This window comes from Sulfurospirillum diekertiae, from assembly GCF_011769985.2.
Taxonomy (GTDB): domain Bacteria; phylum Campylobacterota; class Campylobacteria; order Campylobacterales; family Sulfurospirillaceae; genus Sulfurospirillum; species Sulfurospirillum diekertiae.
The window spans coordinates 2,342,814-2,367,011 of the sequence record NZ_CP039734.2 but is presented as its reverse complement, the minus strand read 5'-3'; the positions used below and the strand labels follow the sequence as shown (position 1 = coordinate 2,367,011).

General features: G+C 41.2%; 23 protein-coding genes. 14 read left to right on the top strand and 9 right to left on the bottom strand.

Annotated elements, in window-relative coordinates; translation table 11 throughout:
- Positions 1-3: 3 nt before the first annotated feature.
- The 9 genes from urtC to ureG are packed head-to-tail and all read left to right on the top strand — an operon-like array spanning position 4 to position 7,468.
- Entirely contained in the window at positions 4-1,128 is a 1,125-nt protein-coding gene (gene urtC, locus FA584_RS12155; protein WP_096047436.1) for an urea ABC transporter permease subunit UrtC, read from the top strand.
- Positions 1,115-1,903, top strand: coding sequence for an urea ABC transporter ATP-binding protein UrtD (gene urtD, locus FA584_RS12150; RefSeq protein ID WP_096047435.1), 789 nt, complete (start codon positions 1,115-1,117; stop codon positions 1,901-1,903). Before urtC ends, urtD begins: the two co-directional genes overlap by 14 nt.
- A gap of 1 nt (position 1,904) precedes the next feature.
- Complete coding sequence (urtE, locus tag FA584_RS12145; RefSeq protein ID WP_096047434.1) at positions 1,905-2,600, top strand: urea ABC transporter ATP-binding subunit UrtE; 696 nt, start codon at positions 1,905-1,907, stop codon at positions 2,598-2,600.
- A 2-nt stretch (positions 2,601-2,602) separates the two neighbouring features.
- Positions 2,603-3,355, top strand: a complete 753-nt coding sequence (locus FA584_RS12140) for an urease accessory protein UreD (RefSeq protein WP_167749611.1) — start codon at positions 2,603-2,605, stop codon at positions 3,353-3,355.
- A gap of 12 nt (positions 3,356-3,367) precedes the next feature.
- The gene (locus FA584_RS12135; RefSeq protein WP_096047432.1) at positions 3,368-4,054 is read left to right on the top strand and encodes an urease subunit beta; all 687 of its coding nucleotides are present in this window, start codon (positions 3,368-3,370) and stop codon (positions 4,052-4,054) included.
- Positions 4,051-5,754 (top strand): urease subunit alpha, encoded by a 1,704-nt coding sequence (gene ureC, locus FA584_RS12130; protein ID WP_096047431.1) that lies wholly within the window; start codon positions 4,051-4,053, stop codon positions 5,752-5,754. Before FA584_RS12135 ends, ureC begins: the two co-directional genes overlap by 4 nt.
- 14 nt (positions 5,755-5,768) lie before the next feature.
- Positions 5,769-6,203 (top strand): urease accessory protein UreE, encoded by a 435-nt coding sequence (locus FA584_RS12125; protein WP_096047430.1) that lies wholly within the window; start codon positions 5,769-5,771, stop codon positions 6,201-6,203.
- Complete coding sequence (locus FA584_RS12120) at positions 6,193-6,867, top strand: urease accessory protein UreF (protein ID WP_096047429.1); 675 nt, start codon at positions 6,193-6,195, stop codon at positions 6,865-6,867. Before FA584_RS12125 ends, FA584_RS12120 begins: the two co-directional genes overlap by 11 nt.
- Positions 6,868-6,877: 10 nt before the next feature.
- On the top strand, positions 6,878-7,468 hold the full coding sequence (gene ureG / locus FA584_RS12115; protein WP_096047428.1) for an urease accessory protein UreG: 591 nt from the start codon (positions 6,878-6,880) through the stop codon (positions 7,466-7,468).
- Positions 7,469-7,539: 71 nt separating this feature from the next.
- Here ureG and FA584_RS12110 read toward each other — a convergent pair whose 3' ends face one another.
- The 6 genes from FA584_RS12110 to aspA (FA584_RS12085) form a co-directional block, all read right to left on the bottom strand.
- Positions 7,540-8,187, bottom strand: a complete 648-nt coding sequence (locus FA584_RS12110) for a response regulator transcription factor (protein ID WP_096047427.1) — start codon at positions 8,185-8,187, stop codon at positions 7,540-7,542.
- Positions 8,184-10,034: a sensor histidine kinase gene (locus tag FA584_RS12105; protein ID WP_167749610.1), complete on the bottom strand. Its 1,851-nt coding sequence runs from the start codon at positions 10,032-10,034 to the stop codon at positions 8,184-8,186. Before FA584_RS12105 ends, FA584_RS12110 begins: the two co-directional genes overlap by 4 nt.
- A gap of 83 nt (positions 10,035-10,117) precedes the next feature.
- Positions 10,118-11,170 carry a type II asparaginase gene (locus FA584_RS12100; protein ID WP_167749609.1) on the bottom strand — a complete coding sequence of 351 codons (1,053 nt, stop codon included), beginning with the start codon at positions 11,168-11,170 and terminating at the stop codon, positions 10,118-10,120.
- A gap of 73 nt (positions 11,171-11,243) precedes the next feature.
- Entirely contained in the window at positions 11,244-12,545 is a 1,302-nt protein-coding gene (locus tag FA584_RS12095; protein ID WP_096047424.1) for an anaerobic C4-dicarboxylate transporter, read from the bottom strand.
- A 130-nt stretch (positions 12,546-12,675) separates the two neighbouring features.
- Complete coding sequence (gene aspA / locus FA584_RS12090; RefSeq protein WP_167749608.1) at positions 12,676-14,082, bottom strand: aspartate ammonia-lyase; 1,407 nt, start codon at positions 14,080-14,082, stop codon at positions 12,676-12,678.
- 159 nt (positions 14,083-14,241) lie between these two features.
- On the bottom strand, positions 14,242-15,672 hold the full coding sequence (gene aspA, locus FA584_RS12085) for an aspartate ammonia-lyase (RefSeq protein ID WP_167749607.1): 1,431 nt from the start codon (positions 15,670-15,672) through the stop codon (positions 14,242-14,244).
- A gap of 242 nt (positions 15,673-15,914) precedes the next feature.
- Here aspA (FA584_RS12085) and FA584_RS12080 point away from each other — a divergent pair, with 242 nt between their 5' ends.
- The 3 genes from FA584_RS12080 (at position 15,915) to FA584_RS12070 (ending at position 19,903) form a co-directional block, all read left to right on the top strand.
- Positions 15,915-18,011: a TonB-dependent receptor gene (locus FA584_RS12080; protein WP_191342053.1), complete on the top strand. Its 2,097-nt coding sequence runs from the start codon at positions 15,915-15,917 to the stop codon at positions 18,009-18,011.
- Between the two features lie 72 nt (positions 18,012-18,083).
- Positions 18,084-18,851, top strand: coding sequence for a class I SAM-dependent methyltransferase (locus FA584_RS12075; RefSeq protein ID WP_228447999.1), 768 nt, complete (start codon positions 18,084-18,086; stop codon positions 18,849-18,851).
- Positions 18,833-19,903, top strand: a complete 1,071-nt coding sequence (locus FA584_RS12070; protein ID WP_228447998.1) for an ABC transporter substrate-binding protein — start codon at positions 18,833-18,835, stop codon at positions 19,901-19,903. The genes FA584_RS12075 and FA584_RS12070 overlap by 19 nt, the downstream gene beginning before the upstream one ends.
- 46 nt (positions 19,904-19,949) lie before the next feature.
- Here FA584_RS12070 and FA584_RS12065 read toward each other — a convergent pair whose 3' ends face one another.
- The 3 genes from FA584_RS12065 to FA584_RS12055 all read right to left on the bottom strand — a co-directional run bounded on the left by FA584_RS12065 (position 19,950) and on the right by FA584_RS12055 (position 22,776).
- Complete coding sequence (locus FA584_RS12065) at positions 19,950-20,708, bottom strand: acyl-CoA dehydratase activase (RefSeq protein WP_167749605.1); 759 nt, start codon at positions 20,706-20,708, stop codon at positions 19,950-19,952.
- Positions 20,708-22,027 carry a double-cubane-cluster-containing anaerobic reductase gene (locus FA584_RS12060; RefSeq protein WP_167749604.1) on the bottom strand — a complete coding sequence of 440 codons (1,320 nt, stop codon included), beginning with the start codon at positions 22,025-22,027 and terminating at the stop codon, positions 20,708-20,710. Before FA584_RS12060 ends, FA584_RS12065 begins: the two co-directional genes overlap by 1 nt.
- 176 nt (positions 22,028-22,203) lie before the next feature.
- A complete protein-coding gene (locus FA584_RS12055; RefSeq protein WP_167749603.1) occupies positions 22,204-22,776 on the bottom strand; it encodes a flavin reductase family protein in 573 nt (190 codons plus the stop codon).
- Positions 22,777-22,872: 96 nt separating this feature from the next.
- Between FA584_RS12055 and FA584_RS12050 the strand changes: the two genes are divergently transcribed.
- Positions 22,873-23,640, top strand: a complete 768-nt coding sequence (locus FA584_RS12050) for an undecaprenyl-diphosphate phosphatase (protein WP_167750641.1) — start codon at positions 22,873-22,875, stop codon at positions 23,638-23,640.
- A gap of 82 nt (positions 23,641-23,722) precedes the next feature.
- Positions 23,723-24,187 carry an EF-hand domain-containing protein gene (locus FA584_RS12045; protein ID WP_167749602.1) on the top strand — a complete coding sequence of 155 codons (465 nt, stop codon included), beginning with the start codon at positions 23,723-23,725 and terminating at the stop codon, positions 24,185-24,187.
- The last annotated feature ends 11 nt before the right edge of the window (positions 24,188-24,198 follow it).

The following is a 24,198-nucleotide window of genomic DNA, read 5'->3' as shown; positions in this document are numbered from 1 at the left end:
ACGATGAAACGAAAACCGATTCTCTTACGTATATTTGAATACGATAAAGGTGGACAAACCTTATTGATCCTTTTAAGTTTGGTTGTTCTTTATGTGGCTTTTGCCAATTTAGCACTGCCTAAAGGGTCTTTTTTTTACATGTCAACATACACAGTGACGCTGCTTGGTAAATATCTCTCTTTTGCTCTTTTGGCATTAGCCTTAGATTTAGTATGGGGCTATTTGGGAATTTTAAGCCTCGGACATGGGGCTTTTTTCTCACTGGGTGGTTACGCAATGGGAATGTATTTGATGCGTCAAATTGGCGATAGAGGCGTTTATGGCAATCCAGAGCTTCCCGATTTTATGGTGTTTATGAACTTAAAAGAACTCCCATGGTTTTGGCATGGCTTTGACCATTTTGGAGTTATGCTCATTATGGTGGTATTAGTCCCTGGATTACTGGCATTTTTCTTTGGTTGGTTAGCGTTTCGATCACGCGTGACAGGGGTTTACCTTTCTATCATCACGCAAGCTTTAACGTATGCCTTGATGTTGGCATTTTTTAGAAATGATATGGGCTTTGGTGGCAATAATGGTTTGACGGATTTTAAAGATATTTTAGGTTTTGACCTTCAAAGTGATGTAACACGCGTCGTACTTTTAGTGATTTCGTTAATCGCTTTGGTGTTAGGGTATAGCCTCTGTCAGTATATTATCCACTCCAAACTGGGGCGTGTGTGTTTAGCGATTCGAGATGAAGAGAGTCGCGTTCGCTTTTTAGGCTATAGGGTGGAGCAATACAAATTATTTATTTTTGTTGTTTCCTCAATGCTTGCAGGAGTGGCGGGAGCTCTTTATGTACCACAAGTTGGTATTATCAATCCGGGTGTGTTTTCGCCACTTTTTTCCATTGAAATTGTCATTTGGGTAGCCATTGGAGGGCGTGGTACACTTTATGGTGCGATTTTAGGTGCATTTATTGTCAATTATGCTAGTACCTATTTCACCTCCGCACTTCCTGAGGTATGGCTCTATGCCCTTGGCGGGTTGTTTGTGTTTGTCACACTCTTTTTGCCTAAAGGTGTCATTGGCCTGTTACATAAGCTCAGGCTCAAAGGTAAAGGAGAACTCTATGCACGTGCTTAAACCTCACACATACGATGATCCTGAGACATTTAAAAAGGGCGATCGTATTTTATATTTAGACAATGTTACGGTCAGTTTTGATGGTTTTAAAGCCCTCAATGCGTTGTCTTTGACGATAGAATACCAAGAGTTGCGCTGTATTATCGGAGCCAATGGTGCTGGTAAATCAACTATGATGGATGTAATCACGGGTAAAACAAAGCCCGATGAAGGGCAAGTCATCTTTGGACAGATCACTAATTTACGTGAAATGGATGAACCTTCCATTGCGCAACTCGGTATCGGGCGCAAATTTCAAAAGCCAACAGTATTTGAGTATCACACCGTCTTTGAGAATTTAGAATTGGCGATGAAAGCCGATAAACGTTTTTTTAAAACACTCTTTGCTACATTACAACCTGAAGAGAAAATATCGATTGAAAAAACAATGGAACTGATTGGTTTGCAAGCGTTGTATCATACCCCTGCTGGGATTTTATCGCACGGACAAAAGCAGTGGTTGGAAATCGGAATGCTTTTGATGCAAAGTCCTAAATTGTTGTTGGTGGATGAGCCGGTTGCGGGTATGACGCCTGGCGAAGTGGAAAAAACAGGGGAAATATTGACTGATTTGGCCAAAGAGCACAGTGTGGTTGTGGTAGAACATGATATGGAGTTCATTCGAAAAATTGCTAAAAAAGTGACCGTCTTGCATGAAGGTTCCGTTTTAGCAGAAGGTCCAATGAAAATGATCCAAGAGAACGAAAAAGTTCGCAAAGTCTATTTAGGTGAATGAGATGATACGTTTGGAAAATATCCATCAATATTACGGACAAAGCCATACTTTAAGAGGACTGAGTTTTGAAATATCCCCCTCAAGATGTACCTGCATTATGGGAAGAAATGGTGTAGGTAAAACGACACTTGCCAAAGTCATTATGGGACTTTTGCCTCTCAGGGAGGGTGCAATTTATTATGAAGGATCTGACATCTCCAAATTGGGAGCTGATAAGAGAGCTGGGTTGGGCATCGGCTATGTGCCGCAAGGCAGAGAAATTTTCCCGCAGTTGAGTGTGAAAGAAAATCTTGACATTGGATTGCTTGGCAATCGCAATAAATTGCGTAAGGTACCAGAGAAAATTTACGAACTCTTTCCTGTGCTTAAAGAGATGCTGAAGCGAAAAGGTGGCGATTTGTCAGGCGGGCAACAGCAGCAATTAGCCATTGCTCGTGCATTGTGTCTTGAACCCAAACTTTTAATTTTGGATGAGCCATCGGAAGGAATTCAACCCAATATCGTTCAACAAATAGGGGGCGTAATTCACTATTTAACGCATGAAGAGAAACTCACGATCATGCTGATTGAGCAAAAATTACCGTTTGCGCGAAAATATGGTGATCATTTTAATATTTTAGAGCGTGGCACTTTGGTTGCCCACGGTGAGATGGCTGACCTAAACGATACCACCGTAACCCAGTATCTCTCTGTTTAGCCATGAGTGTTAGCATTACGTTTGATCATAACCGATTTGATCTTCAAAAGCTAACATTGCCTTCACGGTATTTTCATTTCAATGAAGGGGAAAACTATGTAAAGTTGCTTTCTATCGGTGAAGGCATTTTCCCTAAGGATCGTATTAAAACTCATTTCTCACTGCAACAATCGAGCTGTATTGTGGCCAGTGAATCGGCAACGAAAGTCTATCCTTCTCCGCAGGGGCAATTTGGTATTCATGCGATTCAGCTTGATTTAGTCTCCTCCAATCTTGAATATATGAATGACGAGATGATTTTGTTTCAAGGTGCCAAGCTCATTCAATGTTTACATGTAAAAGCTTCCAAAAATTCTGACTTCTTTTACAGCGATATTTTAACCCATGGTAGAAGCTTCGAAGCGTATGATTTTGAACGTATAGTGATACGCAATCGTTTTAGTATTGAAGGTGTTTTAGAGTACCACGAAGCATTTGATTTAAGCAAGGAAGTCATAAAATCGTATCTGATACGCCATCATGCTTCCCAGATGATTTTTGCCAAAGTGTATGTTAAATGTGCTCATTTGGAAGCGTATGCAAAGAACTGTTTTGATGCACAACTTGGCTGCTTTGGCTATACCCAAAATCGTCAAATGCTTTTAGGACTTTTTTCAGGTTCAAGCATGGTGGAAGTGAAAAAAAAGGTGACGCAGGCATGGCAAATTTATCGTACAATCAATCAAAAAGCTAAGTTTCATCTTGGCAAATGGTAAAGGAGAAAAACAGTGTTTTTAACATATCGTGAACAAGAAAAATTGATGATTTACACTGCTTCACAATTAGCGTGGGAGCGAAAAGCAAAAGGACTCAAACTTAATTTTCCAGAGGCTGTGGCGATCATTAGCGCCTTCATTTTAGAGGGTGCGAGAGAAGGTAAAAGTGTGGCGGAGCTTATGGTCAGTGCACGGCATATTTTAAGCCATACAGATGTCATGGAAGGAGTCGCTTCTATGATGGAAATGGTGCAAACCGAAGCGACCTTTAATGATGGCACAAAGCTTGTCACCGTGCATCAACCCATCGCTATAGATGCTTCAACGACGGGCTTACCAGGAGAATATTTGATTGATGAAGGCGATATCGAACTCAACAAAGGTAAAGAAGCCCATGTTCTGGAGGTTAAAAATGAGGGAGACAGACCCATTCAAGTGGGCTCACACTATCATTTTTTTGAAGTTAATCGTGCATTATCGTTTGAAAGAGTCTCTGCATATGGGTGTAGACTCAATATTCCCTCAGGAACTTCGGTTCGCTTTGAGCCAGGCTCCATTAAAGAGGTGAGTTTAATTCCGTATGGTGGAAAACGGTATATCAGCGGATTTAATGGTTTGGTTGAAGGATATTTGGATGATCTCAAAACCAAAGAAATTGCAATGCAACGCTTAAACGTCTTTTTAGGGAGTAAGGCATGAAACTGTCCAAAGCAAAATATGCATCAATGTATGGGCCTACATGTAATGACCGATTTCGTTTGGCGGATACAGATTTAATCGCAGAGATTGAAAAAGATTATACGGTTTACGGCGAAGAGAGTAAATTTGGTGGTGGAAAGACAATTCGAGATGGGATGAGCCAGTCGCCTACGGCCATAGCCAGTGCGGATTTGATTATTACCAATGCAATTATTATGGATTATACAGGTATTTATAAAGCCGATATTGGCATCAAAGAAGGGCTTATTTGCGCTATTGGCAAAAGTGGCAATCCCAATAATTGCGATGGTATTACCGAAGGCTTGGAAATAGGAGCGCATACGGAGATTTTATCGGCGGAGGGCAAAATTATTACCGCAGGGGGCATTGATTCACATATCCATTTTATCTCACCGGGGCAAATTCATGAAGCACTTGCCAGTGGCATCACAACGATGATTGGTGGCGGTACGGGACCCAATACAGGAACCAATGCCACTACTTGCACACCGGGGGAGTGGAATCTGGCGAAGATGATTGCATCGGTGGATGATTTACCACTTAACTTTGGGTTTATGGGCAAAGGAAACTCCAGCAGTTACGAAGCGCTTAAGAGCCAAATTGAAGGGGGTGCAATGGGTTTAAAACTCCATGAAGATTGGGGTACTACACCACACGCCATTGACACATGCTTACAGGTTGCCGATGATATGGATGTTCAAGTAGCCATTCATACCGATACGCTCAATGAATCAGGTTTTGTGGATGATACGATTAATGCCTTTAAAGGGCGTACAATTCATACTTTTCATTCTGAAGGTGCAGGTGGAGGGCATGCTCCTGACATTATGAAAGTAGCGGGTTTAGAGAGCATTTTGCCTTCCTCTACCAATCCGACCTTACCGTATACCAAAAACACGATTGAAGAGCATTTGGATATGTTAATGGTATGCCATCATCTGAGTGCAAAAATCCCAGAAGACGTGAGCTTTGCCGAATCGCGGATTCGAGGCAATACCATTGCAGCAGAGGATGTTTTACACGATATTGGGGCAATTTCTATGACAAGTTCAGATTCGCAAGCGATGGGAAGAGTCGGCGAGGTTATTATGCGTACATGGCAAGTTGCACACAGTATGAAGACACAACGAGGTTCCTTAGAAGAAGACACGGCGCGAAACGATAATTTTCGCATTAAACGCTATATCGCCAAATACACCATCAATCCAGCTGTTGCATGTGGTATTGATACACTTGTTGGCAGTGTTGAGGTGGGGAAAATGGCAGATTTAGTTCTATGGGATCGTGCCTTATTTGGCGTAAAGCCCACAATGATTTTAAAAGGTGGTTTTATTGCGCTGAGTATGATGGGTGACTCCAATGCTTCCATTCCTACGCCCGAACCTAATTTTTATCGGCCAATGTTTGGCTCTTTGGGTAAGGCTCCCAGTCAAATCAGTGTGATCTTTACTTCTCAAGCGGCCATTACAAATCATTTAGCGGAAAAATTGCATATTGCTAAGCGTTTGGTTGCGGTTAAAAACACGCGAAATTTAAGTAAAAAATCTATGAAACTCAATGATTTTGTGGGTGATATTCATGTCAATCCAGAGACCTATGAAGTGCGTGTGAATGGAAACATCATTCATTCTAAGGCGATGACGCATTTGCCGATGACTCAACGCTATTTTCTCTTTTAGGAGCATAGATATAGATGATTAAGAAAGTAACGCACATTATGCACGAAGGCGAAGCGGATGATGCTGTCGTTCTTGGTTGGTTCGATATGCAAAAGCCACATCTCTCCGCAGTAAGTGACAAAGGCGTGGAATTTATCCTCAAAGTCAGTGCTTCCCATCTTCATGCCAATGATCTTTTGGTGTGTGAAGATGGGTACCGTATTTGTGTTCAAAAAGGAAAGGATGAGGTGATTCAGATGAGATTTGATGATGCCATCTCGTTTGCAAATATCGCGTATGAAATAGGAAATCGCCATCAGCCCATTTGTATCATGCCTTTGACGATCATGGTGCTCAACGATGTTGCTTTGCACCCTTTGATTGAAAGTATCAAAGAAAAGCAGGGTATTCATGTGCAGTTGATTCACGATTTTTTTCAACCCAGTGGAAAAGCACATCATGCCCATTGAAGCCATCGCTCGTTTCATGCAGGTACTCGATAGTGCTTTCCCGTCAGGTTCATTTGTGCACTCATTTGGACTGGAATCCCACGTTGTTTCAGGAATGGTGCACGATAAAGAGAGTTTAAAGCAGTATCTTGAAAATCACATTGTTGATCAATATAGGCAATGTGAATTTCCTTTCGTGGCACAGTGTTATCAAAATCTCTTGGCGCATAATCTTAAAGTGCTGATACGATTGGATTACCAATTTTCAGCAATGTTCAGCGATGCCTTTGCTCAAGCTTCGCATGACATTGGCAGTAATTATCTCAAGCATATTGAAGCCTTACCGCATCATGCCATAGTCAAGGATTATTTTCATGCAATTAAAATGCAGTATGCTGTTGGTAATGAATTGGCGGTATTATCGACGTATGCTTTTGAATTGGGGATGGATAAAGCGTTGTTTTTGGTCATGTGGGCCAAAAAAAATCTTATGGGAATTGCGATGTGCGCTGTAAAGATTAGTCGTATTAAGCCCTCGGATATTCAAGAAATTTTGTTTGAGTTGGATAACTTTTTGTTGGATGCAATAAAGCATCATTTTCCAACGATGGGCAATTTTAACCCATTATTTGAACAAACTATTTATCAACATCGTGTGTGTGAACCTAAGCTTTTTATGACATGAAGGAGAACGTATGGCTACCATTAAAATCGGTGTAGCAGGGCCTGTTGGAAGTGGCAAGACTTCCATCATCGAAACACTCACTAACTTATTGAAAACGAACTATTCGATTGGCATTGTGACCAATGATATTTATACGATGGAAGATGCGAATTACTTAAAAGGAAAGCTCGATATTGGAAGTGAACGTATCATTGGGGTTGAAACAGGCGGCTGCCCGCATACGGCAATTCGTGATGATATTTCTATGAATCAAAAAGCTTGTGAAGCACTTCAAAAGGAATTTCCTTTAGACATTCTTTTTGTTGAAAGTGGCGGGGATAATCTTTCAGCAACGTTTTCGTATGAGTTGATTGATTATTACATGTATGTGATAGATGTTGCACAAGGCGGGGATATTCCTCGCAAAAAAGGGGCAGGGCTGCTTTTCAGTGACCTTTTGGTGGTCAATAAAACGGATTTAGCGCCTTACGTAGGGGTCGATATGGCTCAAATGCATACGGATGTCAGTGAAAATCGTAAAAATAAACCAGCACTCTTTTTGTCCAATAAAGAACCTGAAAGCTTCCAAAAACTTGTGATGTGGATTGAAGCGCTCATGTGATGGGTTCTGGATACAGGGTTTACTATACTATATGTGCATGGGGTCATCAAGCTTAAACAATGGTTGAAAGTTTACAATTCTCCTAGCCTGTATCCAACCTCTTTAATCATCTCTATTGCTCCATCAGGTAATTTTCTGCGTAACCGTTTAATGAGAGCTCGCATGTTAAGGATACTCGTCTCTTCCCCTTCCCAGACATACTCTTCCAGTTCGCTAAATGTAATGACACGGTGCCTGTCTTTGATGAAAAGGTCTAAAAATTTCCCCTCTTTTTTAGCCAATTTTATCTCTTCATTGTTTGGATCAAACAAGCGATGATTGACATAGTCATAGGTATATCCGATCCATAAAGCGATCGTAGAAGAGGGTTTGTGACAGAGTTTTTTCACCTTCTGTACCAATTCGTAGATAAAGAAAGGTTTTTTGAGGTAATCATCACAGCCGATCTCGTAAGAAGCTTGTATTTTCTCCAGATCGTGGTTCGAACTCATGATGATGGCAGGAATCTCTTTATGGTAGATACGCACCGTCTCTAAGATAGAGAGTCCATCGATGGAAGGGACATTAATATCTAAGATAAAGCAGTGATAGCCATTGTTGAGTGCATCCAATGCTTTTTCACCATCCAGAAAAAGATCGACATGATAGCCTTCTTTAATCAGGACACTTTTGATGACATTGGCAAGGCGTTCGTTATCTTCAAGAACCAGTATTTTCATGTTGCGTTTCCTAAGGTAATTGTAAAGCAAGCGCCATCATCTGCATTACTTGCTTGAATTCTTCCGCCCATTTTATCTTCAATAATGAGCTTTGACATATAAAGTCCGATGCCATGTCCATGATCTTTGGTGGTAAAGTAGGCATCAAAAACATTTGCAATACATTCAATGGGAATACCCCCTGCATTGTCATGGATTTCAATAATAACATTTTTTGCGTGATTGTAGATGATAATACGAATAGAACCTCGTTGAATATGCTTGGCATCTCTGCTTTCTTTGATCTGATCTTTGGCATTGTTCACCACATTGAGCAGGGTTTGCATAAACTCATTTTTATAGCCACTGACCATGAGATTGGTTGCATGGCTTATATCGATGCTCACATCAATATAGTTATACTTGATATTGTGATTGATGATTTTGAGCATAGTATCAATGGCTTCACTCACATCAAAGACGGTTTTCGTGGATGAGGGCATGATAAATTTTTGAAAGTCATTGATGGTATCTGTCATATAACGTACTTGCACCATAATGTCATGCACATACTGGTTACTTTGCTCATCTCCTTCATCTTCATAGTTATAAAAATGCTCTTGCGTAAGGGTGGCAATCTCTACCAGTGGATTTTTCCATTGGTGGGCAATGGAAGAAAAAACTTCACCAATTTCAGCCAGTTTAGATTGTTGAATGATGAATTGTTGGTGTTTGTTTTTTTGCAGCTCAATCGCTTTGAGCTCTTTTTCACTGCGTACGCGCATGTAGATATTGTGGATAAGACCTAAAATGAGAAAGAGCAGAAAAGGGGAGATTAAAAAAACAGCATCGATAAATTTACGGTGTTTATCAAAAAAGGTTAGTGGTGCATTGACCAGTTCAAAATCTTTGACTGCTGCATTGGGATAGACTTCAAACTGTTTAATTTTTTGGACATCAAATTGGTAACTATAATCCACCATTGTCATTACATGTAAAGGAGGAATTTTTTGATCTAAAACATCAATCGCCATTTCGCCTGTAGCAATACCAACATTTTTAACAGGAACAAGTTTACCGCCCAATGCTCCTTTACCAATGAAAAGCGTATCGGTAATAAAAACAGGTAGAGCGCTTTTGTTTATCATGGATGCGATTTGGCTGTTTTTATACAGATTGCCATATTTATCATTATAAAAGCGAACAAAAAAGACTGCTTCATCTTTGTTGGGCTTGGAAAAACGTTCTTCAAGTTCTTCAAGTGTGGATTGACGGATGTATTCGATCTCAAATTGACTGTTGTGCTCACTCATCGCTTGTTGAATAAACGGCTCAGAGTCATCGCCATTGGCACTTGCATCGTTAATAATGTAAAGTTTTTTAAGATTGGGCATCATGCGTGCGATCATGGGAATACTCTCAGGGATAGATCGCTTTTCTAAAATACCATATATGCGATCTTCAAGCCCTTGTTTTTGGACATCTTCGACAAAAAATTGTTCAAGCCCCGTAAAGACGATAGGCTCATCTGTAAAAAGTTCATGGTAGTATTTAATCAAAAAATCATAGGCAAATTTATCAACAGCAACGATGAGGTCATACTTTTGGTTTTTGAGTTGGAGTTTATAAAGCTCTCTTAATTTGGCGTAGTACTCTTCCGAACTGACACGCTTAGAATCCATATATAAAATATTGATAGTGATTTCAGGATGGTTGTAAAAGACCTCTTCCATGCCTGAAAGAACATCATCGCTCCACTGAAAACCTTTATGATAGGAGTTGATAACAAGAATTTTTTTATCGTGGGCAAAGAGAGAGGATTGGCTAAGGAAAAGAAGAACAGAAAAAAATAATATCAATTTTTTCATCAGTATGTGTTCTCTTTTTTATAGATATTATAACATACATGTAAAGTTCTCCATCCCTCCGCCAAGAGAGATGGAGTAAACTCTTAGTACTCTAAAAACATCTTTTGAAGTGCTTTTTTATCGTTGGTTTTAGTGAGTCCCAACATTAAAAGAACACGTGCTTTTTGTGCGTTGAGGCTATCAACCGCGATAAAACCAAATTTAGCATCATCCACTTCACCTTCAAGTGTGGTGCTACCTGTTGGAACACGTGAACTTCTAGCGACAACAACACCTTTTTTAACGGCTTCACCAAGAGCTACTTCCGTTGTTGGGAATGGATTTCCATTACCCATACCTGCATGGATAATACCTTTAGCACCAGCAGCAACAGCCGCTTTGACTAAAGTGTCTGTATCTTCTGGGTGAGCAAAAAGAATGTCAACACGTGGTAGATCTTCAAGTTTACTAATGTCAAACTCAGAGGTTACAGTGTGTTTACGCGTTGGTTGCATCAAATACTTCACGTCGCCATAGTAAACAGTACCAATCTTGCCTGCATTTGGAGAAGCAAATGCGTTAACGGAGCTGGTATTCACTTTAGTCACTTCTCTTGCACTGTGGATTTCGTCGTTCATAACAACGACAACACCTTTGCCTGTTGTCTCTTTATTGGTTGCAACATTAACAGCATTTAAAAGATTCATAGGACCATCAGCACTCATAGATGTACCTGAACGCATAGCACCGACTAAAACAACAGGTTTTTTGCTTTTTACAGTTAAATCAAGAAAGTAAGCTGTCTCTTCCATTGTATCGGTACCATGAGTGATAACCACACCATCAATGTCAGATTGTGCAAGAAGTTCATTGACTCTTTTTGCGAGTTTTAACCAAACTTTGTTGTTCATCTCTTGAGAACCAATGCTTGAGATTTGTTCACCTTTAACCGTTGCTATATCGTTAATAGCTGGGACTGCTGCAAGAAGTTTATCAACCGTAACCGCACCTGCTGAGTAACTGCTTTTAATTTCAGATGTACCAGCACCCGCAATGGTACCTCCTGTTGCTAAAATGGCAATAGTAGGTTTTGCCATTAAACTCGTTGTTGCACCAACCAGTGCCAACGCTACGATAGATTTACTCAAAAAATTCATACCATACTCCTTATAAAAGTTGTTTTACATGTAATCATAATCGGCTCTTCAAGAGCCGATAAGAAGGCAAAAATTATAAGATCATACCGCCGATAACAAAGGCAAAAATAACAGAAAGAGCAATCGCAATGGTTCCAGGAATAACAAATGGATGGTTAAAGACATATTTACCAATACGGGTTGATCCTGTATCATCCATCTCAACCGCTGCAATCAGTGTTGGATACGTAGGAAGTACGAAAAGCGCACTGACCGCTGCAAATGAAGCAACAATCGTGAGTGGTGAAACACCGAGTAAGATAGCACTTGGAATCAAAGCTTTAGCGGTAGATGCTTGAGAATAAAGAAGGGTACTTGCAAAGAAAAGAACCACTGCGAGTAGCCAAGGATAGACGTTCAATAAATCACCTGCAATTGCTTTAATCTCTTTGATGTGATTGACAACAAAGGTATCACCAAGCCATGCAACACCCAAAACACAAATACAAGCACTCATACCTGATTTAAACGTTGCAGAGTTAAGCACTTGAGCTGCATCGATTTTGGTAAAGAAAGAGATAAACGTTGCTGCTGCAAACATGAAAAGCATAATGGCTTCATTACGTGGTAAAACAGGGTTTTTGATTACACCTATTTTGTCACTAATTAAGGTTGCATAGGTAACAACGGCTAAAATAGAGACTAAAAAGATAGCCACAGAGAGCTTCGCACCGGGTTTGATTTCAAGTTGGGTAGCGCCTCTGGTTTTTACGAGGCCTTTTGCGAGTCTGTCTTGATAGATTGGATCATCTTTAAGATCTTTGCCCAAGAAGTTCGCCACAAACGCCGCACACATACAGGCTAGGAAAGAAGATGGGATTAAAACGGCTAATAGCTCTAAATAACCAATACCTTGTTTTTCCATAACACCGCTTAAAAAGACAACGGCAGCAGAAATTGGAGAAGCTGTAATGGCAACTTGAGAAGCAACAACAGCAATGCTCAGTGGGCGAGAAGGGCGAATGCCTTGCTCTTTTGCCACTTCGGCAATAACGGGAAGCGTAGAAAACGCTGTATGGCCCGTACCTGCAAAAAATGTCATAACATACGTTACGATAGGGGCAAGAATAGTGATTTGTTTAGGGTTTTTACGCAAGATTTTCTCAGCGATACTGACCATATAGTCAAGTCCGCCCGCTACTTGCATTGCACCAATGGCTGCAATAACAGACATAATAATCAAAATAACATCGATAGGAATCGACCCTAATTTTAGCCCAAGACCCAGTGTCAAAACTAAAACACCCAATCCTCCTGCATATCCGATACCAATACTACCTAGTCTTGCACCAAAAAAGATGGCAGCAAGAACGACGATAATTTCTAACCATAACATGGTAACTCCTTTTAATATATCTTCTTAGTAAACTTCTTTCATCGCTTTTTTGAAGTAATCAAAGAAATCAGGGGCCACAAGGAAGTGAGTAATGTGTGAAAGGAAGTTGCCTTCCTTGTGGCACGGAAGGCTATTTTTTATCGTAACTACGAGGTTTAATCATGTTCTCTGGTTTGATAATGTCATCAAGTTCCGCTTTGGCTAAAAGACCACGTGCAAGCACGATGTCATAAACAGAACCACCTGTTTCTAGTGCTTCTTTAGCGACAGAAGTTGAGTTTTCATAACCGATAAATGGATTAAGCGCTGTCACAAGACCAATACTGTTAAGTACGAGTGCTTTACATCGATCAGGATTAGCTGTAATGCCATCAACACAGGTATATGCCAATGTCTCAAATGCGTTTTTCATCATGTTAACGGACGTGAAAAGGTTGTACGCAATAACAGGCTCAAATACGTTGAGTTGAAGTTGACCTGCTTCACATGCCATCGTAACGGAAACATCGGTACCAATGACTTGGAAACAGACTTGGTTAACGACTTCAGGGATAACAGGATTGACTTTACCTGGCATGATAGAACTGCCTGGTTGCATTGCTGGAAGATTGATTTCGCCAAAGCCAGTTCTTGGTCCTGAACTTAAAAGACGAAGGTCATTACAAATTTTTGACATTTTGGTAGCGACACGTTTAAGAACACCAGAGATTTGTACATAAGCACCTGTATCTTGGGTTGCTTCAACAAGATCACCTGCTGTGACAAAAGGACGACCGGTTACTTCTTGGAGTTTGGCTTCAACGGTTTTTGAGTAATTTGGGTGCGCATTGATACCAGTACCAATAGCAGTTGCGCCAAGGTTCATCTCACGCATCAATTGTTGTGCTTCGATGACACGTTGAATATCTTCACCGATCATAACGGCATACGTACGAAATTCTTGCTCCAAAGTCATTGGAACAGCATCTTGAAGTTGAGTACGACCCATTTTAATGACATCTTTAAACTCAACTGCTTTTTTCGCAAATGAATTTTTGATGATGCTCATCGAAACGGTCAGTTCACCGAGTTTTTCAAAAAGAGCAACACGAAGTGCTGTTGGGTAGGCATCATTAGTTGATTGAGAAAGGTTAACATCATTGTTTGGGTGAAGGTATTTGTATTCACCTTTTTTGTGACCTAGTTTTTCAAGTCCAATATTTGCGATAACTTCGTTTGCGTTCATATTTGTAGAAGTACCCGCTCCACCTTGGAACATGTCGACCACAAATTGGTTATGGTATTGACCACCGATAATCTCATCACATGCTTCACAGATAACATTTTTTTTGTTTTCCGCAAGAAGTCCAAGCTCATGGTTGGCAAGAGCTGCTGCTTTTTTAACTTTTGCTAGGCATGTAATAAAGGTTGGGAATTTTTCAAGCGTAATTCCAGTAATGTGAAAGTTCTCAGCAGCGCGAGCTGTTTGAACGCCATAATAACACTCATTTGATATTTCTTTATCACCGATTAGATCGTGTTCGATTCTAGTTGACATTTTGTCTCCTTAAGATTTAAAGGTAGTGGAAGTTTAAACCTCTAAAGAGACTTGAAAATGACTTTTTGAAAAAAAATTGAAAGAATAATACTAATTGAAATATATAAAAATTAAGTGTAGAAAATGGTTACATGTAAAGAGGGCAAAACGCCCTCAATCTTAAACTTTATTAAATTTGCTTTTTTCGGAAAGCCCGAAATTGTGGGGTTGGATCATGTTTTCTGGTTTGATGATTTCATCGAGTTGTTCTTTGTCTAGTAAGCCTTTTTCTAAAACGATGTCATAGACAGAACCGCCTGTCTCTAACGCCTCTTTGGCGACGATCGTCGAGTTTTCATAGCCTAAATACGGATTGAGTGCGGTGACAAGTCCGATGCTATTAAGCACCAAAGCTTTACATCGCTCTTTGTTCGCCGTAATGCCATCGACACACGTGTACGCGAGTGCTTCAAAGGCATTTTTCATCATATTGACCGAGTTAAAAAGGTTGTAAGCAATGAGTGGCTCAAAGACATTGAGTTGCAGTTGTCCCGCTTCGCACGCCATCGTCACGGCAATGTCCGTACCGATGACTTGAAAACAGACTTGGTTCACAACTTCAGGAATGACAGGATTGACTTTTCCTGGCATGATGGAACTTCCGGGTTGCATCGCAGGTAGGTTGATCTCGCCAAAACCTGTGCGTGGCCCTGAACTTAAAAGGCGAAGATCGTTGCAGATTTTAGACATTTTGGTGGCAACGCGTTTTAAAACACCAGAAATTTGCACATATGCACCTGTGTCTTGGGTCGCTTCAATGAGATCGCCCGCAGTAATAAAAGGACGACCCGTCACCTCTTGCAGTTTGGCTTCAACCATCTTGGCATAATCAGGATGCGCGTTAATGCCCGTTCCAATCGCCGTTGCACCCATGTTGATCTCGCGCACCAATTGCCTTGCTTCATGCACTCTTTGTATGTCTTCGCCGATCATGACAGCGTAGGTGCGAAACTCTTGCTCAAGCGTCATCGGCACGGCATCTTGCAGTTGGGTTCGACCCATTTTAATGACATCTTTGAACTCCGCAGATTTTTTGGTAAACGAGTTTTTGATGATGCTCATGGACTCGGTGAGTTCGCCCAATTTTTCATAGAGTGCCACGCGAAGGGCAGTTGGGTAGGCATCATTGGTGGATTGTGAGAGGTTGACATCGTTGTTAGGATGCAAGTATTTGTATTCGCCTTTTTCGTGCCCCATAATCTCCAAACCAATGTTAGCGATGACTTCATTAGCATTCATATTGGTCGAAGTCCCCGCCCCGCCTTGGATCATATCGACCACAAATTGATCGTGGAATTTACCTGCAATGATGGCATCGCACGCCTCAACAATCGCATTTTTTTTAAGTTCGCTCAGAAGATTTAACTCATAATTGGCCAAAGCCGCCGCTTTTTTAACTTTGGCAATGGATTCAAGAAAAGTGGGGAAGCTTCCAAGCGTGACACCTGTAATGTGAAAGTTCTCCATAGCACGTGCCGTTTGAACACCATAATAACATTCGTTGGAAATCTCTTTATCGCCGATAAGATCATGCTCGATTCGAGTACGCACGTATTTGCTCCTTGAGTTTAAGTCTCATTTTATAGACTCATTATAGCATTCAAGGGTTGCAATATCTTTACATGTAAAGGTTAATTTTTTCGTTCATCTCTTTTAAAGCAAGTGATTAAATTTTATTCATTTTTGTGATTTTTTTATAAACACTTAAAATGTATTTAACGCATGTTTAAGTAATTTAAGAGTTAAATAACCGTTATATATTTTAAAGAATAACGAAAAGGATGGATGAACTTATGAGCAATAAAAGGCTAAATTTAAGCGTCATGGTAGCCATAGTGGTATTTCCATTGACTTTGCATGCGGATGTGTATAAGTTAGATGCAGTTGAAACGACGGCAACACAAGTCAATATGGTAAATAACGATGGTATTTCGGATGGTTTCTTGGATAAAAACGTCACTGTTGGACCATTGGGCAAGAAAAAAGCGATTGATACACCGTATCAAATCAATACGATTCCTAAAGACTTGAGCGAAAACGCTCAAGCAATGGGCTTGGAAGATGTGATTAAGTACGTTCCTTCTGCCCAAATTGAGTATCGTGGTGGGGCAGACCTTGGTCGTCCTCAAACCAGAGGAATGCGCGGAGAAGTCGTTGCAAACAGTTTCTGGGATGGATTGCATATCGTTTCTACTACCGCTACCGCAATGGAAATGTTTGATGATTTACAAATTATCAATGGGCTTGCGGGTGCTCTTTACGGTCCAACAGCCCCCTCAGGAATTTATAGTTTTACACGTAAACGTCCTACCGCAGATTATGAAAATTCTGTAAAAATGACCTATGGTTACAAAGGCTACGGCGAAGCAATGGCAGATGTTGGTGGCATGGCAAATGATGCCATTGGTTACCGTGCCGTTGTGATTGGTGGGGACGGAGAAGGTTATGTCGACAATAGTGCTTTACGAAGAAAGCTTGTCTCTCTAGGACTGGACTTTCACCTAACAGAGCGCTTGACATTAGAGACGAACTTTAGTTATTACAATTACATTAAAGAGGGCTATTCAAGCTCATATCTTATGCCATATACTGCTCTTGGTGTAGCAAAATACACGCTTCCCGATGCCTTTGATGCTACTGACAAAAAGTATGGACCAAACAATGGAGGTCGAGAGATAACGACAACGACCTACAGTACCAAACTCAAATATGAGATAGCCGATAATTGGCATGCGGAGGCAGGTTATCTGAATCAAAGAGCAGATAGAAATATGTATATTGGTTCGAGTACCTTTAATTCTAATGCAGGAACGTATACGCCAGCTGTTGTCTCCGTATCGCCTATGGCAGCACGATTTGATCTTGATAGTTGGATGGGGTATGTGACAACAGAGCAAAACTTTTTGGGTTTAGAACATGACCTTGCCCTAGGCGGTAATGGCTATCGTTGGGATATTTATGGTGCAGATGGCTCTAGACGCTATGTCTCTTCAACAACCGATGTAGAAAGTTTGACGTTAGCGGATACGATTAAGCTGAACGACCAGTGGCAGACGGTTCTCTCCACAAGTAAAAGCTGGATCGATAAAGATGCATATGCTACAACGGGAGCTACGACCAGTGAAATATCCAAAGATGGTTACAGCTATGCGGCAAGCTTGATCTACAAACCGTTGAAAAATCTTAGCTTTTATATCACGTATGCTGACAGTTTACAGCAGTTTGATCCTGTGACGTATTCTGGTAAAACGTTTATTCTTGATCCCTATCGTAGCAAGCAGTATGAGATAGGTTCTAAACTCTCTTTAGACCGTGTTGATCTCTCCGCGGCTCTTTTCCAAATCAAGCGCCCAACGGCTTATCTAGGTTATGATGGTATTTATGAAATACAAGGCGACCAAACTAACCAAGGTGTTGAGTTTATGGCTTCTGGAAAAGTTGCTGAATCGGTTGCCTTATTTGGAGGCATTACCTATATGGATACAGACATAACAGGGGCAAAAATAGCGAATATTGATAATAAACAAGCCATTGGTATGCCTGAATGGCAAGCAAATCTTTTAGCAGAATATACCGTCCCAAGTTATAAAGAGTTGGTCTTGAGTAGTAATTTTCACTATACGGGCAAAAGAGCAATTGACCCTGCCAATACTGAGTGGGCTGACTCATACTTTACAACGGATATAGGTGCGAGGTATGCTACGAAGCAATTATTTGGAGATAAAACTATTTTAAGACTTTCTGTCAATAATATTACCAATGAAAAATATTGGGCAGGTATTTTTGCTGGTAATGTCTCAGGGTTAGATGGTGACGCTACGGCAGGTACGACAACACTGTTTTTAGGGGATGGTCGCAATGTTACAGCCTCTATCGAAGTCAAGTTTTAAGTCATGATGAATGGTTTAGTAAACTGGGAATTCCTGCATCGCAATCGTTTTGCGATGCAAGGAGGTCTTAAGATGCCAGAGATTGATTGGAATACAATCACAGAGATGTACGATGGTATGGCAAAGCTAGAAAAGGCATTTACGCAAAAGCAGGTCGATACCATGTTGATTACAAAAGAAGATACCGTCGTGGATATCGGCAGTGGACCTGGAAGATTAACCGTCCCAATGGCAAAAAAAGCTAAATCGGTTACGTGCGTGGATGCGTATGACAAAATGTTAGAGCGTTGTATGTTCAACGCCAAAAATGAGGGGCTTGAAAATGTCACGCCTCTGTTTCAAAGTTGGCTCGATGAGGATGCTGTAGAAAAAATTGGAAAGCATGATATTGCCGTAGCTTCACGCTCTGTAGGAATGTTTGATCTTATCAAACTTAACCAAATTGCGACCAAATATGTCTTTGTCATGAGCTTTGCCAATGCGCCAAGTCTTCGCGAAATTCAACTCGATTTTTTAGAAGGCATCACTGATATTCCACCACTCAAACCACGCCCCGATGCGCGCATGCTTGATTATAATGTGACATTTAATATGATCTATGACATGGGCGCAAATCCTAGTGTTGTGGTTTTGGATGATGGGTTTGAACGATTTTACACTTCCAATGAAGAGGCGTATGAAGATTTGCGTTTTTTAGGAACCATTTTACCAGAACATGAAGAGCGGTATCGTATGAATGTAGATCGCTATTTAAATATTTTAGATGATGGTAGAGTGCATTTACTTCGTAAAACTAAAACCTACGTTATGTGGTGGAAACCATGCGAAATCAAGCTTTGAGACAGACAATGAGAGCACTGCATGGCATTGTACTGTTTGTATGTTTGCTTTGTTCTTCGCTCAGTTACGCCGATGATGGGTTTCGCATAGTTAAAGACAGCGATGGAAAAGAAGTTGCTGTTCCTTTACATGTAAAAAGAGTTACACCGCTGATTGGTGCTTTTGCCCAAGTGACATGTATGTTGGGCGGTGAGCAGAAAATAGCTTCCAGTGTTCCCAGACTCTCTGAAATGTTTTACAAAATCTTCCCCTCTTTAAAGCAAAATAGCTCAAGCACTACTCTTCCCTCAAGCATTGAATCACTTATTGCTTCTAAAACACAAGTTGTTTTTGGACCGACATCGTTTTTTCTCAGTGAAGCCAATGTTGCGCAACTTAAAGCTTCAGGCATAGCTGTTGTTAAGATCAGTAACTTTGCCACCATTGCGGAGATCAAGGAGAGTATTCGTTTAATTGCCGAAATTTTAGGAGACGATGCCCCTCAAAAAGCACAAGTATTCAACGACTACTATGAAATGATGCTTCAAATGGTTGAAAGACACACTTCCACGATTTCCCAAAAACTCAATGTTTTGGCGCTTAACTTTTCGGCAGGCAATTACTCAACAATCAACGATAGTGATATTGGTGCGCAGTACATCAAAATCGCAGGTGGGAACAATGTTGCGCGTGACTACGCGATCGACTCCAATGATATGGTGAAGATCATCAACGCTGAACAGGTTTTAGTTTGGAATCCTGATGTCATCATCACCAATAGCAACACAAGTCGCGATGTGATCGTGAATAACCCCGCTTTTCAAACACTGGATGCAATCAAAAATAAGCGCGTCTATGTCGTGCCAACAGGTGTTTACCTCTGGTCCGTCCGCAGTGCCGAGGGTGCTTTGCAACCACTGTGGCTTGGGAAAATGTTTTACCCCGAGCGCTTCTCAGATATTTCGATGGAGCAAGAGGTCAAGCAGTTTTACAAAACGTTTTACCACTATGGGGCATCGGATGATGAGATTAAGATGATTTTAGATGGCGCTGAAAAAACCTTGCTACGATAGCTTTACATGTAAAGAGGATAGAACATCAAAAAATCATTCTGATGCTCTAATTTACCACCTCAAAGCCCGAAAGTGCCGCACCCACTGCACCGATAAGTTGTGGATGTTCAGGTACGAGGATTTTGCGTTCAAGTTTGAGTTCTAACATATGGTGTAAAAAAGGATTGAGTGCGCCGCCGCCACTAAAGACGATGCAGTCGTTTGGGTTGAGTACAAATTTCTTCGCCATCGACGCTAGCCTAGAGGCGATGGATTCATGAACACCGTAGCAGATGTTCGCTAAGCTTTCTTTTTTGGCGATCAGCGAGATGACCTCAGATTCGGCAAAAACAGCGCACATGCTCGAAATGGTCAGTTCCTTGTCGTGTTCAAAGCCTGCGTTGGCGAAGGTTTGCATGTCTAAGCCTAAACGATTCGCGGCGATTTCTAAGAATTTGCCCGTCCCTGCCGCACACTTGTCGTTCATGCGAAAGTCGGTAAAGCCACCGTCATCGCCCATTTTGATGACTTTGCTGTCTTGTCCGCCTAAGTCGATGACGGTTTTGACGTCGTTATGAAAAAAGTACGCCCCTTTGGCGTGGGCTTTGATCTCGGAGATGACGGGTGCGCCATGCGAATCTGCTAGCATATGCCGTCCGTAGCCCGTGGCGACGAGCATCTTAACCTCTTTGTCTGCTAGATACTCACCCACGATTTTGTCTTGATTGAAGATGGTCGGGATGACCGTCATATTGACGATCTCCCGCTCTTTGCCAATGCCGATGATTTTTGTATAGGTTGAGCCTATATCCACGCCCCAAAACATTATTTGTTTGCGAACACTTCGGCTTTTTGTTTAAACGTGATGCTCTCCAAAAAGGCTTCCACACGGGTTTTGATCTGTCCTGCATCTTCTGGCGAGTAATCCGACTCAATGACGAGGCATGGGATGCCTTCTTTGGCGAGCGCTTCGGTTACAAGATGCGACTCGACATTGTAGGTGTGGCAGAAAGAGAGCGTGTAGTAGATGACGCCATCGGCTTTTCTATCTTTATACATTTGAATGATTTTGTCGGTTCTGCCTTGATTTGGCGTGAAACACGCACAGTCGATTTTGGAGTAGCGTTTCATCAGACGCTCGTAAAGCTCGTCCTCGCTTTGAACTCCTTCGATATCCACATTGTCTTTAAAGTAACGATGACCGATGCAGCCTTCTTCGTTGATGATGCACGCACCAGAACCCTCAACAGCGGTGTGCAGTTTCCAGTTTGGTGGCGCGATAGGCGTGCCTAAAACCATGATGCGAGGCGTATTTTCAGGAAAAACGCTCACTTTTTCTTTAATGCGAACATCGAGTTCATCGCAGAGTTCATTCACTTTTTGCGTAAAGCGTTTTGGGTCATCTAAAAAGCTCATTTGACTGATGAAGAGTGCGTCTTTACCGCTAATTGGCATGATGTCTGGGTGCATACCGCGAAGCGTGTCAAGGCGTTTCATCGCGTCACGTTTGGCGTTGATGACTTTAACGCCCTCAAGCATCTCTGCAAGGCTGAGTTTGCGCTCACTCACTTCTTCGATGTGCTCTTTAAACTCTTTAATTTCCTCTTGCCACATTTTAAGGTCACGTTCGCGCTTCATGTGCGGAATGTTCATCACATGCACGGGGTGGTGTTTGCCTAGAAGTTCCCATGTTTTTTTCTTTGCTTCACAGGTGGTTTCACCGTAGATAAAATCGGCTGATTGTGTGTACGCACAGGTGTGTTGGAGTTTAAAACCGTACGCGGATTTGATGAGGGGACAGATGTTGCGAGGCAGTTCGCTCTCCGCGTCCGCGATAGGAGGATTGGCTCCTCCACAGAGTCCAAAACACGCTCCGCCTGCACCTACAACGATCTCTTCAGGAACGAAGATACAAAACGTCCCCACGGCAGGTTTTTTTTGTGCTTTGAGCGCGTTAATCTCAGCGATACGCTCGGCTTGGATTTCGCTCATAAACCAGTCAAAATACGCCATCGCTTTGGGGCGATTGGGTTGGCTCATGAAGCCTGCTTGATAGCCTGCAAGTCCCATGCCCATCATTTTTGCGTGACGTTCAACATCAACACCGATACTTGAGAGTAAATCTTTATGGAGTTCAACACCCATTGTCTTTCCTTGTATGAAAATGTAGTGCTGTGGAGTTTACATGTAAAGAGGGTAAGCAGAAAAAAAGATGCTACTTCATGTACGTCTAAGCCTTAGACTAACAGCAATTATGAATGTATTGTAATCGACTCGACATTAAAAAAAGTTTAATCTTTAAAAATTATTTTTATTTAAGTTTATAATACGAGCGAGCCATCGACCAAAAATTTTGAGCCTACGCGTCCTATGTTATCCAGCTTTACATGTAAAGCTTTGTCAATGACACCATCAGCGTAATATGCGTGCTCCACAAGCAGCAAACACGGTGTGGTTTCACTGCCTTCGATGGGCATAGTTTTGACAAAACTGCAAAAGAACACAGCATGCGTTCCTTCCACAACCATCGGGTAGTTTGGCAACACTTTGTGTCCACTAATGCCAAATTGCTCAAATTCGCTCTGTTCATACGCAAGTGACGTCGCACTTTGGCTCATGACATCTTTGAGCTCTTTGGAGACAAAATTGATCGTCGCTTTCGAACCATTCAAAAAGTTAGCCAGCGTGTCTTTGGGGCTACCGTCTTCTTTTTTACCGATAGAGACAATGAGCATTGGAGGCTCGGACGAGAGGGGAATAAAATAGCTAAAAGGGGCAAGGTTGGTGATGCCATTGTGTTCGGTGCTGATCCATGCAATAGGACGTGGGGTGACGGTGTTGGAGATGAGTTTATAGATGCTGGTGGTGTCAAGTTTTGAGAAATCTAAAAGCATAGGTTTTCCTTTACATGTAAAAAGTTTTAGTGCCTAAAAAAGATTATAACATTGCTTATGTTACAATCTTTTTTTATTTTACATGTAGGATTTTTCGTGGATATTTTGCAATCAATTATTATGGGAATCGTAGAGGGTTTCACTGAGTTTTTTCCTGTTTCTTCAACGGGGCATATGATCGTTACGGCAGATTTTTTAGGCATTAAACAGGACACGGTTACGAAGGCGTATGAGATTATCATTCAGTTTGCGGCCATTATGGCAGTTGTTTTAGCGTACAAAGAGAAGTTTACGCTCAAAAAAATAGAACTTTGGAAGAAACTTGCAGTCGCATTTTTACCGATTGGTATCGTTGGATTTTTATTTGCAAAACAGATTAAAACGCTTTTTAGTGTTGAAATTGTTGCGACGATGTTTATTGTGGGCGGTGTGATTTTCTTAATTGCGGAGAAGTACTATAAACCCAAAGAGCATTTTATCAATGATGTCGAAAAAGTAAGCTATAAACAGGCATTTCTCATTGGTTTAGCACAACTGGCAGGACTGGTTCCTGGAACAAGTAGGGCTGGTTCAACTATCTTGGGCGCTATGTTTGTAGGATTGACACGCAAAGCCAGTGCGGAGTTTTCCTTTTTACTCGCTTTTCCTGTTATGAGTGCTGCAACAGGGTATAGTATTGTTAAAAATTATAACGAATTTAATGTTGACAATCTCATCGTTTTAGGGGTTGGTTTTGTAGTTGCGTTCATCACGGCGTATTTCACCATTAAACTCTTTGTACGATTTTTACAAAATTATACCTTTGTCTCTTTTGGTATTTATCGTATTTTTTTTGGGGTGGCTCTTTTAGCGTATTATGCGTAATGAGAGTCTTTTGTTACTTTTCAGTTACTATTGTTGCTGTAAAATAGTGTAAAAGTTTTATGGCAGTAAAGAGGAGTTTCATATGACAATCGGCAATAGTCTTACGTCATCTTATAGCAGTAATGTTCATAGTCAAAGCAGTGCAAGTAGCATGTCCTCATCATCACAAGATTTTGGCAATGTTATGAGCCAGATGGCATCAACACTGATGACATCAATGGATACCAACAATAACAACAGCATTGATAAGTCGGAATTTCAACAAGCTATTGATTCATTGTCGGGTAATTCGAGCAATACTAGTACAAGTTCTAGCAATACCGATCAAATCTTTAGTGCTCTTGACACCAACAAAGATGGTACGATCAGCTCGGATGAGCTTTTAAGCGCTTTAAAACAAGCTCAGTCATCGGATGATGCTTCTGCAACACAAACATCCACTCAAAAATCAATTGAAGATTTGCAATCAAGCTTGTTACAAAAGATTTTGGCAGCATACGGCAGCACCGATACAACCACAAGTAGCAATGCAAGCCTTATCGCCTAAAACTTAACACG